This is a genomic window from Sphingomonas sp. GW821-FHT10F09 (assembly GCF_058809195.1).
Window position 1 is genome coordinate 1,521,413 of sequence record NZ_JBXASI010000001.1, and the last position, 12,963, is coordinate 1,534,375.

Sequence of the window (12,963 nt, forward strand, 5' to 3'; positions counted from 1 at the left end):
GCGGGGCGGCTACAGCAACGCCTCGATGTCCGCCGACAGTTGTTCGGGCCTGGTCGTCGGGGCGTAGCGGTGGACCACCTTGCCGGCGCGGTCGACGAGGAACTTGGTGAAGTTCCACTTGATCGCCTTCGACCCCAGCACGCCCGGCGCGTCGCTTTTCAGGCGTTCGAACAGGGGATCGGCCCCTGCCCCGTTGACGTCGACCTTGGCGAAGACGGGGAAGGTCACGTCATAGGTCAGCGAACAGAAATTCGCGATCTCCGCCGCGTCGCCGGGTTCCTGCGCGCCGAACTGGTTGCAGGGGAAGGCCAGCACCGCGAAGCCGCGATCGTCGTAGCGGCGGTGCAGCGCCTCCAGCCCCTCATATTGCGGGGTGAAACCGCATTTCGAGGCGGTGTTCACGATCAGCACCACCTGTCCCGCGTAGCGATCGAGCGGCACGGCGGTGCCGTCGGCGCCCTTGACGGTGAAATCGGCGATCATGCGTGCCTCGCGAGCAGGAATTGCAGGTTCTGGCGGACCCCCGGCCATTCGCGGTCGAGGATCGAATAGACGACGCTGTCGCGCAACCGGCCGTCGATGATCTGGTGGCCGCGCAGGATGCCGTCCTGCTTCGCGCCGAGGCGTTCGATCGCGGCCTGACTGCGCCGGTTGAGCGCATCCGTGCGGATCTGGACGCACTGGCAGCCGAGCACCCCGAACGCATGGGTGAGGAGCAGCAACTTGGCTTCGGTGTTGACCCCGGTCCGCTGGACCGCCTTGGCGTAAAAGGTGCCGCCCAGTTCGAGCCGGCGATGACCTTCGTTCATTCGCAGGTACCGCGTGGTACCGACGACCTGCCCGGCGGGATCGCAGACCGCGAACAGGCGGGCCCGGCCATAATCCTGTTGCTGGATGGCGACATCGAACCAGCGGTCCGCGTCCTTCAGCTGCGCGACGTTGGCGTAGAAGGTGTCCCAGAGGTCGCCCGCCGACGCGACCGCGACGAGCGCGTCCCGGTCGGAGCGCTCCAGCGGGCGGAGCGTGACGTGGCGACCGGTGAGGGTCGGCGTCTCGCCCCAGGCGCTCACGACAGCACGCCTTCGTGGAGGCGCATGACGCGGTCCATCTTCTGCGCCAGCCGTTCGTTATGGGTAGCGATCAGCGCCGCCGAGCCCTCGCCGCGGACGAGGCGGAGAAATTCGGCCAGCACGATATCGGCGGTATGTTCGTCTAAATTGCCGGTCGGCTCGTCCGCCAGCACCAGCGCGGGCCGGTTGGCGAGCGCGCGGGCGACCGCGACGCGTTGCTGCTCGCCGCCCGACAGCTGGCTCGGCCGGTGGGTCAGCCGATGGCCTAGGCCGAGCGCGGTCAGCAGCGCCACCGCGCGATCGTCGGCTGGCTTGCGCTCGGCGCCATGAACGAGCTGCGGCAGCACGACATTCTCGGTCGCGTTGAAGTCCGGCAGCAGATGATGGAACTGGTAGACGAAGCCGAGATGGTCGCGGCGCATGATCGTGCGGCCATGCGCGTCGAGCTTCGCTGCTTCGGTGCCGGCGATGCGGATCGAGCCCTGAAACCCGCCCTCGAGCAGACCGACCGCCTGCAGCAGCGTCGACTTGCCCGACCCGGACGGGCCGACCAGTGCGACGATCTCGCCCGGTGCGACCGCGAGGTCGACGCCGCGCAGCACGTGGATCGTCTCGCCGCCCTGGGTGAAGCTGCGGGTCAGGCCCGTGGTCTGGAGGACCGCGACCGGGGCGGTGTCGGCGATGTCATTCATAACGCAGCACCTGCACCGGATCGGTGCTCGCCGCCTTCCACGCCGGATACAGCGTGGCGAGGAAGCTGAACACCAGCGCCATCAGCGCGATGATGACGATCTCGACCGGGTCGGTCTTCGACGGCAGTTCGGTAAGATAGCGGATCGAGGGGTCCCACAGATTCTGCCCGGTGATGAGCTGGACGAGGTTCACGACCGCCTGCCGGTAGAAGAGGAAGATGAAGCCGAGCACGAGTCCGGCGAGCGTGCCGAGTGCGCCGATCGTCGTGCCGACGACCATGAAGATGCGCATCAGCCCGCCGCGCGTCGCCCCCATCGTCCGCAGGATCGCGATATCGCGCGTCTTGGCGCGGACCAGCATGATGAGCGAGGAGAGGATGTTGAACACCGCGACGAGGATGATGATCGACAGCACGGTGAACATCGCGACGCGTTCCACCTCCAGCGCCTGGAACAGCTGCGCGTTCATGCTGCGCCAGTCGGCGATCACCGCATTGCCGCCGAGCGTGTCGGCGAGCGGCGCGAGGATCGGCCCGACCCGGTCGGCGTCCGTCGTCTGCAATTCGATCATGCCGACGCTGTCACCGAGCAGCAGCAGCGTCTGCGCGTCCTGCAACGGCATCAGCACATAGGCCTTGTCGTAATCGTACAGGCCGATCTCGAAGATCGCGCCGACCTTGTAGCTGACGATGCGCGGCACGGTGCCGAACGGCGTGGTCTGCCCCTGCGGGCTGAACAGCGAGACGTCGCTGCCGACCTGCGCGCCGAGCGCCTCCGCCAGCCGCGAGCCGAGCGCGATCTGGCCGTTGCCGGCGCGGATGCCGGAGAGCGACCCCATGATGAGCTTGCCGCCGATCATCCGGCGCACGTCGGCATCGGCGAGGCCGCGGACCAGCACCGCCTCGGCTCGGCCGTTGTAGGTAGCGGCGAGCGGCTGTTCGACCATCGGCACCGCCGAGGTGACGCCGGGCGTGCGCCGCGCCTCCGCGACGATCTCGCGCCAGTCGGGCAGGCGGCCACCCGCGCTCTGGATGACGGCATGGCCGTTCAGCCCGACGATCTTGTCGAACAGTTCGGCGCGGAAGCCGTTCATCACGCTCATCACGATGACGAGCGCGGCAACGCCGAGCATCACCGCGACGAGGCTGATGGATGCGACCAGGAAGATGAACGCCTCTCCCTTGCCCGGGAGCAGGTAGCGCCGGGCGATCATCCGTTCGTAGCGTGAGAGGATCATGGGGCGAGGCTCTAGGAGAGGCCGGGGCGACACGCAACAAATGTTGCGGATTCGACACAGGGTTCCGCCAATCGAAAACCGCACCCCATATTGACGGTGACAAAGCCGGTGCGCCTGCCTAGCAAACACTCATCTGAGACACAGGCAACGGCCGTGGTTCGGGGAAGAGCGGAACGGCAATGCAGCGAAATACGCGCGTGTCGGGATGCGACCTAAGGGGGCTGACGGGTTTCTCGTCACGCAGGCGCCCGGATCGGCAACGGTCCGGGCGTTTGCCGTTTTAGCGGCCCGGAGGCTGCCCGCAAAAAGCGCCGGGCAGAGGGAGGGAGCTTCCAATTCGCGCCCCCTGTCCGGCAATTCCGTCTATCGCAGATCAATCCTGAACGGCACGATAACGTGGTGGCCGGGTGCACCCCCTCCCCGCCATCCTGCGCGTAGGGCAGGCATGACGGGGCGGCGGCGGGACGTCAGAAGCTCTTCGACAGCGTAACGCCATAGGTGCGCGGGTCGCCGACGTTGCCGGCGATCAGGCCGGTGTTGCCGGGGGTCGTCGCCAGCACCTCGTAATATTCGGTGTCGAACACGTTGCGGACCCAGCCGAAGGCGTTGAAGCCCGCATCGGTGCGGAAGCCGAACCGCGCGTTGGTCAGCGTATAGCCGCCGATATCGGTGTAGATCGAGCGCGAGGCGTTGGACGAGAATTTGGTGCGCGAGCTGGCATCGAGGCCGAGATAGACCTCGCCATCCTGCCCGAACACCTGCGTCGGCAGATTGTATTCGCCGCCATAGGAGAAGGCGAATTTGGAGATGCCCGGCATCCACTGGCCCGAGATATCGCAGACGATCGGGCTGTTGGTGCCCGGCTGGCCGGGCGCACCGATCGTCGGATTGGCCGCGGTCGGGGTGCCGCCGCCCGACAGTTCCGGCGGGCATGGCGCGTTCTTGAAATCGAGGTAGCGCGCATCGCTGAACGCACCGTTGGTGTAGAGCGTGAACCGCTCGCTCGGCCGGATCGAGAAGTCGGCCTCGATCCCCCGCACCCGCACCTTGCCCGCATTGGCGAGATAGCCGCGCAGCGTCGAGGTCGAGCTGTTGTTCACCACCGCCTGATAGTCGCGGATCTCGGTCCAATAGGCGGTGACGTTGAGCGTCGCCTTGCGATCCCAGAATTGCGACTTGGCGCCGAGTTCGAAATGGTCGACCTTTTCGGGCGCGATCTGCGCCAGCTGCGTCTGCACGACGCCGTTGACGACCGGTACGCCGTTCAGATTGAGGCCGCCCGATTTGAACGTATGCGCGTAGGTGGCGTAGACCAGCACGTCGCGCGCCGGCTTGTACGAACCGGTGATGTCATAGGTGACGTTCCACGCCCGATATGCCTCGTCGTTGAACGCCTGCGGCTGGATCGCGTCGCGCTGCGCCGCCTGCCGCGCGGTCCCGCCGCTATAGGGGACGAGATTGCCCTGCGCGTCGCGGACGATGCTGACGTAGCTGCCGACCTTGTCGTCATAGTTGAGGCGCACGCCCGGCGACAGGGTGAAGCGGTCGTCGATCTTCCAGTTGAGCTTGCCGAACACCGCGCCCGAGAAGTTCTTGAGGCGGATGTCGTTCGCCGCGGTCAGCCCGTCGAGGACCGAGGGATCGTTCGCCAGCAGGGGCGATCCCGGAACGCTCGTGTCGCGGGTCGACGGGTTGATGAGCCAGCGGCTCGCCGCCCTGCCCTGCCGCTGCGTGCCGGTGGTATGGATGTCCTGATAGAAGCCGAACAGGCCGATGACATAGTCGAGCCTGGTGCCGCCGCCCGCATAGCGGAATTCCTGCGTATACTGGCTCTGGTGCGTCGGATTCTGCGACAGCGTCGTGATCGGCAGGCCGGTGAAGTCGCGATCGTTGGCGGGCAGCCAGTCCCAGAAGCGGAAGGCGCTGACCGAGGTCAGCGTGCCCGAGCCGAGCTTGTATTCGCCGCGCAGCGACAGACCGCCGAGGATGTTGCGCGCGTTGAGCGAGGCGTCGAGGTCGGTCAGCCGGTCGAACGCATTGCGGCTGGGCGGTTCGTAGCCCAGCGCGCGGGAGAGCGCGTCGAACTGGCGGTTGAGCGGCCGCTGCGTCGCGCCGACGCGGACGAATATCTGCGCGCAGCACACCGGGTTCTGGCGGCTGTAGTCGCCCGACAGCGTGAAGCTGAGATCGGGCGAGGCGTTCCACAGGATCGCGGTGCGCAGACCGATATTGTCCTGGCTGTTGACATACTGGCTGGTCGCGACGTTGCGGACGGTGCCGCGGCGGCCGGTGGTGGTGAGCCCCAGCCGGATCGCGATGTCGTCGGTCAGCGGTCCGGACACCGACGCCTTGGCCTGCTTGAATTCGAGATTGCCGAGGCTGACCTCGGCGCGGCCGTCGAAGGTGAAGCTGGGCGGCTTGCTGGTGATGTTGATCGCGCCGGCGACGGTGTTCTTGCCGTACAGCGTCCCCTGCGGGCCGCGCAGCGTCTCGATCTGCTGGACGTCGAGGAAATCGAGCGTCGCGACCGCGACCCGGCTGAGATAGACCTGGTCGATATAGACGCCGACGCCCTGATCGATCCCGTCGTTGGTCAGGCCCAGCGGCGCGCCGAGGCCGCGGATGTTGACCGAGGAATTGCGCGGGTTGGTCGAATAGAATTGCAGCGTCGGCTGCAGCTGCTGGAGCCGCGCGACGTTGAAGCTGCCGGTGCTGTCGAGCTCCTTCACCCCGACGACCGAGATCGGGATGGGCACGTTCTGCACCGACTCGGCGCGGCGGCGGGCGGTGACGACGATGTCGCCGGCGACCGAGCTGCGCTGGATCGCCGCTTCAGGCGGCAGGGGCGCGGGTTCGTCGGCCTGCACCTCGATCGCCTGGGCGGGAACGGCCTGGGCCGGTGACGACGGCGGGGGCGGGGGCGGGGGCGGCGGCGTGGACTGGGCGGCCGATGCCTGACCGGCGAGTAGAAAGGCTAGAGTCCACGACATGCAATGCTCCCTGAGGTTCTTTTGCCGCTAAACTCTACTGTTCCGGGGGATCTTCAATGCGGGAGAAGCTTGGGCGCGGCAAAGCGGGGCTTCGGCACCGCAAAATTCCGCGTCCCTGCCTCTTGAAGCCGGATCGGCACCAACCAGATAGGTGAAGCGCGGCGCCGATGACGGGCCGTGCACCGGCATCGCACAGACGTGGATGCCGTCGTTCAACTCGCTTCCTTTGGAGGATTTGACATGCGACTCGACCTGACCCCCTATCGCCGCTCGACCATCGGTTTCGACCGTCTGTTCGACATGCTGGAAAGCAACGCGCGCGCCGCGACGGCGGAGAATTACCCGCCCTTCAATCTCGAACGCCTCGCCGAGGATCGCTATCGCATCACGCTGGCGGTGGCCGGCTTCGCACGCGACGAGATCGAGATCACCGCGCAGCAGAACCTGCTGCTCGTCGCCGGGCGCAAGGACGACAAGGCGGCCAACGCCCATTTCCTGCACGTCGGCATCGCCAACCGCAGCTTCGAACGCCGCTTCGAGCTCGCCGATTTCGTGTTCGTGCAGGACGCGCGGCTCAACGACGGCCTGCTGGTGATCGATCTGGTGCGCGAGGTGCCCGAGGCGATGAAGCCCAAGAGCATCGCGATCAAGACCGGCGCGCCGCTGGCCGCGGTCGAGGACAAGGCGAACGTGGCCGAAGCCGCGTAACCGCTTTTCCGGAAGCCCTCTCCCCACCGGGAGAGGGCTTTTATCGTCAGACCAGCCGGCTCTTCGTCAGCGCGGCCTGAATGAAGCTGGCGAACAGCGGATGCGGGTCGAAGGGCTTGCTCTTGAGTTCCGGATGGAACTGCACGCCGACGAACCAGGGGTGATCGGGCCGTTCGACGATTTCGGGCAGGGTGCCGTCGGGCGACATGCCGCTGAACACCAGACCGCCCTTTTCCAGCGCGTCCTTGTAGCCGGTGTTGACCTCGTAGCGGTGACGATGACGTTCGTGGATCGTCGTGTCGCCGTAGATGGAGGCGACGACGCTGTTGCCGTCGAGCGCGGCTTCATAGGCGCCGAGGCGCATCGTGCCGCCCATGTCGCCCTGTTCCTCGCGCTTCTCCAGCCCGTCGCGGCCCATCCATTCGGTGATGAGGCCGACGATCGGCTCGTCGGTCGGGCCGAACTCGGTGGAGGAGGCGTTGGCGATGCCGGCGAGGTCGCGTGCGCCCTCGACGCAGGCCATCTGCATGCCGAAGCAGATGCCGAAATAGGGGATCTCGCGCTCGCGGGCGAATTTGACGGACTTGATCTTGCCCTCCGCGCCGCGCTCGCCGAACGCGCCCGGGACGAGGATCGCGTCGCAGGGTTCGAGCTGGCTGACGATCTCCGAATCGTCGTTCTCGAAGATTTCTGCGTCGATCCAGCGGACGTTGACCTTCACGCGGTTGGCGATGCCGCCATGGACCAGCGCCTCGTTGAGCGACTTGTAGGCATCCTGCAGGCCGACATACTTGCCGACGACGCCGACGGTCACCTCGCCCTCCGGATTGGTCAGGCGGTCCATGATGTCGGTCCAGCGCGACAGGTCGGGCGCCGACGACGGGGTGATGCCGAAGGCGCGCAGCACCTCCGAATCGAGGCCCTCGCCGTGATATTGCAGCGGCACCGCATAGATGCTCTTGGCGTCGAGCGCCGGGATGACCGCGCTTTCCGGCACGTTGCAGAACAGGGCGATCTTGGCGCGCTCCGACGGCGGCAGCGGATGTTCGCAGCGGCAGACGAGCACGTCGGGCTGGACGCCGAGCGCGGCGAGTTCGCGCACCGAATGCTGCGTCGGCTTGGTCTTCAGCTCGCCGGCGGCGGCGATATAGGGGACCAGGGTGACGTGGATGCTGATCGCATTGCCGCGACCGACCTCGTTCTTCAGCTGGCGGATCGCCTCGATGAACGGCAGCGATTCGATGTCGCCGACGGTGCCGCCGATCTCGCACAGGACGAAATCGAGGTCGTCGGTCTCGGCACGCGCGAAGGCCTTGATCGCGTCGGTGACGTGCGGGATCACCTGCACCGTCGCGCCGAGATAGTCGCCGCGGCGTTCGCGTTCGATGATCGTCTTGTAGATGCGGCCCGAGGTGACGTTGTCCGACTGGCGCGAGGCGACGCCGGTGAAGCGCTCGTAATGGCCGAGGTCGAGGTCGGTCTCCGCGCCGTCGTCGGTGACGTAGACCTCGCCGTGCTGATACGGGCTCATCGTGCCGGGATCGACGTTGAGATAGGGATCGAACTTGCGAATCCGGACGCGGTAACCGCGTGCCTGAAGCAAAGCTGCGAGAGAGGCCGCCATGAGCCCCTTGCCGAGCGACGAGACCACGCCGCCGGTGATGAAGATGTACCGCGCCATGGGAGAAATCGCCTAGCGTGTTAAAGGGTCGAACGACAAGAGCGCGCGGGGGCTACCCGCACGCGATTCACGATGAACGGTGGGTCGGCCTAGCGCTGAAGCGGCACCGCGCCGTTGTCGGCGGGGGCGTTCGGCACGGCATCCTGCGCCGGCGCGAGCGGCGCCGCGGCGGGGGCCGCTGGGGGCGTGCGGGCGAGCGAGGTATCGATCGTCTGCGTCTGGCGGCTTGCCGCGATGAACGCCAGCGCGATCGACATGCAGACGAATACCGTCGCCAGCACCGAGGTGGCGCGGGTGAGGAAGTCCGCCGCGCCGCGGGCCGACATCAGGCCGGACGGGCTGCCGCCCATGCCGAGGCCACCACCCTCCGACCGCTGCATCAGGATCACCGTCACGAGCGCGGCGGCGATGATGGCATGTACGACGAGAAGGAAGGTGAACATCTACGGTCCCGAATTTCGGATGAAGGCGCGCACATAGGCGAGGGATGTCCGGCGATCAACCTTGCCGGGCCGGGCGGCTCCCGGCCCGCGATCCGTCCGATGCCGTACTAATTGCCCAAAGCCGTTCATTTAACGGAAACCTGCGGGGTGCGGGGGCGTTATGACCGCGAAACAAAGCCCCGAAAACGGTGCAGAAACGGATATTTGATCGTGGGAACAGCCGCGCAATCGCTTGCGACCTGGATGACCGCGCTGGTCGATTACGTGCGGTCGGGAGAGCCCGACCTGACCAATCGCCAGATGGCGCTTCTCCTGCTCGTCTATCTCAATCCGGGCCCGCATACCGTGCGTGGCCTGGCCCGGGCACTCAACGTCTCGAAGCCCGTCGTCACGCGCGCCTTGAACAGGCTGGGTGCGCTCGGCTATCTGCGCCGGCAACGCGACGACAGCGACAAGCGCAATATCTTCGTCGCGCGTACTTCCGAAGGGGCAGAGTTTCTTGAAGAGTTCGGGCAATTCCTTGGCGAAGGCGACGCACGATCGCACCAGCCAGCCCTCGCGTAGGGCCTTCGCCCTTACCGGCCCCTCGGTCACGCTCGACCCCCGGACGCATGCGGTGCGCGGCGATCTCGCCGACGTTCGCCTTGCGGAACAGGTGTTTGCGCCACATTACGCGGCGCCGCTGAAGGCCAGGGCGCTGCACGCCATATCGCTGTTCTCGGATCGCAATCTCAGCGAGCCGGTCGCCGAGTTGCCGGCGGGCGCCGCCTTCGAGGTGCTCGAACTGGCCGGCCGCCACGCCTGGGGGCTCGCGATCCGCGCCAATCTGGTCGGCTATGTCGACCGTACCGCGCTCGACAAGGTATCGGATTTCGATTCGTGAGCGTCACCATCTTCATCGACGGTGCGGTCGGCACCACCGGCATCGATATCCGCGACCGGCTTGCCGGGCGTAGCGACCTGACCGTCGTCACGCTCGACGACGAGCGGCGCAAGGATGCGGCGGCGAGGGCCGAGGCACTCAACGATGCCGATATCGCGATCCTCTGCCTGCCCGACGATGCCGCGCGCGAGGCGGTGGCACTGGTCGAGGGCGGCACGACCCGCGTCATCGACGCCTCCTCCGCGCACCGCGTCGCGCTGGGCTGGACCTATGGCTTCCCCGAGCTGCGGGCAGGTCAGGCGCAGGCGATCGCCGAAGCCCGGTTCGTATCCAACCCCGGCTGCTATCCCACCGCCTTCCTCGCGCTGGTCGCGCCGCTGGTCCGCGCCGGGCTGGTCCCCGCCGACTGGCCGCTGACCTATAACGCCACATCGGGCTATTCCGGCGGCGGCAAGGCGATGATAGCGGAATTCGAGGGCGGCGGCACCGACACCGCATTTCGCATCTACGCGCTCTCGCTCGCGCACAAGCACCTGCCCGAAATGCGCACCCATGCCGGTCTGGCGCATCCGCCGATCTTCGCGCCGGCGGTGGCGCGGCTCAATCGCGGCATGCTCGGCGAGGTCCCGCTCCCGCTGAAGCAATTGCCGGGCAGCCCCAGCATCGCGCAGGTCGAGGACGCACTCGCCGCGGCCTATGCCGACAGCGCGCTCGTCTCCGTCGCGCCCGGCGATGCCGCGGCGGTGGAGATCGAGGAGAATGCCGGCACCGACCGGATGACCCTGCGCGTCTGCGGCAATGCCGACAGCGGTCACGTCCGGCTGGTCGCGACGCTCGACAATCTCGGCAAGGGCGCCGGCGGTGCCGCCGTGCAGAACCTCAACATCCTGGCCGGGCTCGATCCGCTCGCCGGCCTCATCCTCTAGTTCAAAGGATCGTCATGCAGCGCAATCCCGTCGGCAAGCTGCTCCTGTTCGGAGCGACCGGTGACCTCGCCCAGCGCATGCTGCTGCCCTCGCTCTACGGCCTCCATGCCGACGGCCTGCTGCCCGAGGGGCTGACGATCACCGGATCGGCGCGCAGCGACCTCGACGATGCGGGTTTCCGCGACTTCGCCAAGAAGGCGCTCGACGAGTTCCTGCCCGCGGATCGCAAGGACGAGGGCGCGCTCAGCGGCTTCCTCGATCGCATCTTCTACCAGTCGGTCGATCTGTCCGATCAGGCGACCTATGCCGCGCTCGCCGACAAGGTCGGCGACGTGTCCGGCGGCCTCGCCATCTATCTGTCGACCGCGCCGTCGCTGTTCGAACCGGCGGTGAAGGGCCTGCAGAGCGTCGGTCTGGCGGGCGACACGGTGCGGGTCGGGCTGGAGAAGCCGCTCGGCTACGACCTCGGGTCGAGCAAGGAGATCAACGATACCGTCGCCTCGGTCTTTCCCGAGGAGCGCATCTTCCGCATCGACCATTATCTCGGCAAGGAAACCGTCCAGAACATCCTCGCGCTGCGCTTCGGCAATTCGATGTTCGAGCCGATCTGGAACGCGCAGGGGATCGACAACGTCCAGATCACGATCGCCGAGACGGTCGGGCTGGAGGACCGCGCCGGCTATTACGAGGGCGCGGGTGCGCTGCGCGACATGGTCGCCAACCATATGCTCCAGCTGGTCGCGCTGATCGCGATGGAGCCCCCCGCCCTGTACGACGGCACCGCGATCCGCGATGAAAAGGCCAAGGTCTTCCGCAGCCTGCGCACCATCTCTCCTGAAGCGGTGCCGCAATGCACCGTCACCGGCCAGTATGAGGAGGGCGCGGTCGGCGGCAAGGTCGTCAAGGGCTATGACGACGAACTGGGCTATGACAGCGACGTCGAGACGTTCGTCGCGATCAAGGCGCATATCGACAATTGGCGCTGGCAGGGCGTCCCCTTCTACCTGCGCACCGGCAAGCGGATGGCGAAGCGGCGCAGCGAGATCGCGATCCAGTTCAAGCCGGTGCCGCATTCGATGTTCCGCGGCCGCGGCGGCCTGCTCCAGCCCAACACGCTGGTGATCCGGTTGCAGCCGGAGGAATATATCCAGCTGCTGGTGATGACCAAGGAGCCGGGCCTCGATCGCGAGGGGCTGCGCCTGCGCGAGGTGCCGCTGAACCTCAGCCTCGATGCCGAATTCGCCGGATCGCGTCGCCGCATCGCCTATGAGCGGCTGCTGCTCGACCTGATCGAGGGCGACCAGACCCTGTTCGTGCGCCGCGACGAGGTCGAGGCGCAATGGACGTGGATCGATGCGATCCGCGCCGGCTGGGATGCGAACCAGACCAAGCCGAAACATTATTCGGCCGGCACCTGGGGGCCTGCGGGCGCGATCGCGCTGACCGAGCGCGACGGGGTGACCTGGCAGGACGATTGATCGTTCCGGCGCACGGCCCCGCACGCGCGGGCGTGCGGTCGCCCGTTCTATCGCACGATTATGTCCCTCATACGTATGCGGGACGACTTACCTTGCGCGCCGCTCCGGGCTATCGGGGGCGCGCCGACCACGAAAAGGCTTTACGATGACCGAGATCGAATGGTGGGAGTATGACGACGCCGCCGAGCTGGCCGATGCGGTCGCCGGCGATATCCAGTTCGTCATCGAAAGCGCCATCGACGCGCGCGGCTCCGCCGTCGTCGCGCTGGCGGGCGGCAAGACCCCCTTCCCCGCCTATGAGAAGCTCGCCAAGGCGAAGCTCGACTGGAAGCGCGTGACGATCGTGCCGGGCGACGAGCGGATCGTGCCGCTCGGTGATCCGCTGTCGAACGTGACGCAGCTCGGCAAATTGTTCATCCCCAAGGGCGCGCGCGTCATCCCGATCGTCCCCAAGCAGACCGAGGATTACAAGTCCGCCGGCCGCTCCGCCGATGCGCTGATGCAGGACCTGCACTGGCCGCTCGATCTCTGCCTGCTCGGCGTCGGCGGCGACGGCCATACCGCCTCGATCTTCCCCGGCCCCGATTTCGACGAGGCGCTCAATGGCCCCAAGGAACGGCGGATGCTGGGCGTGATGCCCGACCCGTTGCCGCCCGAGGCACCCGTCGCGCGCGTCACGCTGTCGCGGCAGGGCATCGTCACCGCCCGTGCGCTGATGATCGCGGTCACCGGCAAGGACAAGCGCACGGTCATCGAACAGGCGATCGATCAGGGGCCGTCGTCGCCCTATCCGATCGGCCGCGTGCTCGCCGATGCGGAGCTACCCGTCGATATCCACTGGGCGCCGTAAGCCGC

The 12,963-nt window shown here is 67.0% G+C and carries 13 protein-coding genes; 6 read left to right on the forward strand and 7 right to left on the reverse strand.

The features are described 5' to 3' along the window. Window positions 1–9: 9 nt before the first annotated feature. From AC1RTO_RS07225 to AC1RTO_RS07245, 5 genes are all read right to left on the reverse strand, one after another. Window positions 10–483, reverse strand: coding sequence for a glutathione peroxidase (locus AC1RTO_RS07225; RefSeq protein WP_493160149.1), 474 nt, complete (start codon window positions 481–483; stop codon window positions 10–12). Continuing rightward, window positions 480–1,070, reverse strand: a complete 591-nt coding sequence (locus AC1RTO_RS07230) for a GNAT family N-acetyltransferase (protein WP_493160150.1) — start codon at window positions 1,068–1,070, stop codon at window positions 480–482. The genes AC1RTO_RS07225 and AC1RTO_RS07230 overlap by 4 nt, the downstream gene beginning before the upstream one ends. After that, window positions 1,067–1,762 (reverse strand): ABC transporter ATP-binding protein, encoded by a 696-nt coding sequence (locus tag AC1RTO_RS07235; RefSeq protein WP_493160151.1) that lies wholly within the window; start codon window positions 1,760–1,762, stop codon window positions 1,067–1,069. Before AC1RTO_RS07235 ends, AC1RTO_RS07230 begins: the two co-directional genes overlap by 4 nt. Continuing rightward, window positions 1,755–2,999, reverse strand: a complete 1,245-nt coding sequence (locus tag AC1RTO_RS07240) for a lipoprotein-releasing ABC transporter permease subunit (protein WP_293875737.1) — start codon at window positions 2,997–2,999, stop codon at window positions 1,755–1,757. The genes AC1RTO_RS07235 and AC1RTO_RS07240 overlap by 8 nt, the downstream gene beginning before the upstream one ends. Window positions 3,000–3,466: 467 nt before the next feature. Next, window positions 3,467–5,989 carry a TonB-dependent receptor gene (locus AC1RTO_RS07245; RefSeq protein WP_493160152.1) on the reverse strand — a complete coding sequence of 841 codons (2,523 nt, stop codon included), beginning with the start codon at window positions 5,987–5,989 and terminating at the stop codon, window positions 3,467–3,469. 240 nt (window positions 5,990–6,229) lie between these two features. On the opposite strand from AC1RTO_RS07245, the gene AC1RTO_RS07250 reads away from it, so the two are divergent. Beyond that, window positions 6,230–6,697, forward strand: coding sequence for an Hsp20 family protein (locus AC1RTO_RS07250; protein ID WP_493160153.1), 468 nt, complete (start codon window positions 6,230–6,232; stop codon window positions 6,695–6,697). A gap of 46 nt (window positions 6,698–6,743) precedes the next feature. On the opposite strand, the gene pyrG is transcribed toward AC1RTO_RS07250, so the two are convergent. Both pyrG and secG read right to left on the reverse strand, forming a co-directional pair. Beyond that, window positions 6,744–8,378, reverse strand: a complete 1,635-nt coding sequence (gene pyrG, locus AC1RTO_RS07255) for a CTP synthase (protein ID WP_493160154.1) — start codon at window positions 8,376–8,378, stop codon at window positions 6,744–6,746. A gap of 89 nt (window positions 8,379–8,467) precedes the next feature. Further along, window positions 8,468–8,821 carry a preprotein translocase subunit SecG gene (gene secG / locus AC1RTO_RS07260; protein ID WP_293875745.1) on the reverse strand — a complete coding sequence of 118 codons (354 nt, stop codon included), beginning with the start codon at window positions 8,819–8,821 and terminating at the stop codon, window positions 8,468–8,470. Window positions 8,822–9,064: 243 nt separating this feature from the next. Here secG and AC1RTO_RS07265 point away from each other — a divergent pair, with 243 nt between their 5' ends. From AC1RTO_RS07265 to pgl, 5 genes are all read left to right on the forward strand, one after another. After that, window positions 9,065–9,385: a MarR family transcriptional regulator gene (locus AC1RTO_RS07265; RefSeq protein WP_293875747.1), complete on the forward strand. Its 321-nt coding sequence runs from the start codon at window positions 9,065–9,067 to the stop codon at window positions 9,383–9,385. Next, window positions 9,342–9,704, forward strand: a complete 363-nt coding sequence (locus AC1RTO_RS07270) for an SH3 domain-containing protein (protein ID WP_493160155.1) — start codon at window positions 9,342–9,344, stop codon at window positions 9,702–9,704. The genes AC1RTO_RS07265 and AC1RTO_RS07270 overlap by 44 nt, the downstream gene beginning before the upstream one ends. Next, complete coding sequence (gene argC / locus AC1RTO_RS07275) at window positions 9,701–10,630, forward strand: N-acetyl-gamma-glutamyl-phosphate reductase (RefSeq protein ID WP_493160156.1); 930 nt, start codon at window positions 9,701–9,703, stop codon at window positions 10,628–10,630. Before AC1RTO_RS07270 ends, argC begins: the two co-directional genes overlap by 4 nt. A gap of 14 nt (window positions 10,631–10,644) precedes the next feature. Beyond that, window positions 10,645–12,108 (forward strand): glucose-6-phosphate dehydrogenase, encoded by a 1,464-nt coding sequence (zwf, locus tag AC1RTO_RS07280; RefSeq protein ID WP_493160157.1) that lies wholly within the window; start codon window positions 10,645–10,647, stop codon window positions 12,106–12,108. A 145-nt stretch (window positions 12,109–12,253) separates the two neighbouring features. Beyond that, a complete protein-coding gene (pgl, locus tag AC1RTO_RS07285; RefSeq protein WP_493160158.1) occupies window positions 12,254–12,958 on the forward strand; it encodes a 6-phosphogluconolactonase in 705 nt (234 codons plus the stop codon). Window positions 12,959–12,963: the final 5 nt, after the last annotated feature.

Bases quoted from the DNA above. Each gene is read 5' to 3' on its own strand.
- AC1RTO_RS07225 (WP_493160149.1), bottom strand. From the start codon at position 483: ATGATCGCCGATTTCACCGTCAAGGGCGCCGACGGCACCGCCGTGCCG.
- AC1RTO_RS07235 (WP_493160151.1), bottom strand. From the start codon at position 1,762: ATGAATGACATCGCCGACACCGCCCCGGTCGCGGTCCTCCAGACCACG.
- secG (WP_293875745.1), bottom strand. From the start codon at position 8,821: ATGTTCACCTTCCTTCTCGTCGTACATGCCATCATCGCCGCCGCGCTC.
- pgl (WP_493160158.1), top strand. From the start codon at position 12,254: ATGACCGAGATCGAATGGTGGGAGTATGACGACGCCGCCGAGCTGGCC.
- AC1RTO_RS07240 (WP_293875737.1), bottom strand. From the start codon at position 2,999: ATGATCCTCTCACGCTACGAACGGATGATCGCCCGGCGCTACCTGCTC.
- zwf (WP_493160157.1), top strand. From the start codon at position 10,645: ATGCAGCGCAATCCCGTCGGCAAGCTGCTCCTGTTCGGAGCGACCGGT.
- AC1RTO_RS07250 (WP_493160153.1), top strand. From the start codon at position 6,230: ATGCGACTCGACCTGACCCCCTATCGCCGCTCGACCATCGGTTTCGAC.
- AC1RTO_RS07265 (WP_293875747.1), top strand. From the start codon at position 9,065: ATGACCGCGCTGGTCGATTACGTGCGGTCGGGAGAGCCCGACCTGACC.
- pyrG (WP_493160154.1), bottom strand. From the start codon at position 8,378: ATGGCGCGGTACATCTTCATCACCGGCGGCGTGGTCTCGTCGCTCGGC.
- AC1RTO_RS07245 (WP_493160152.1), bottom strand. From the start codon at position 5,989: ATGTCGTGGACTCTAGCCTTTCTACTCGCCGGTCAGGCATCGGCCGCC.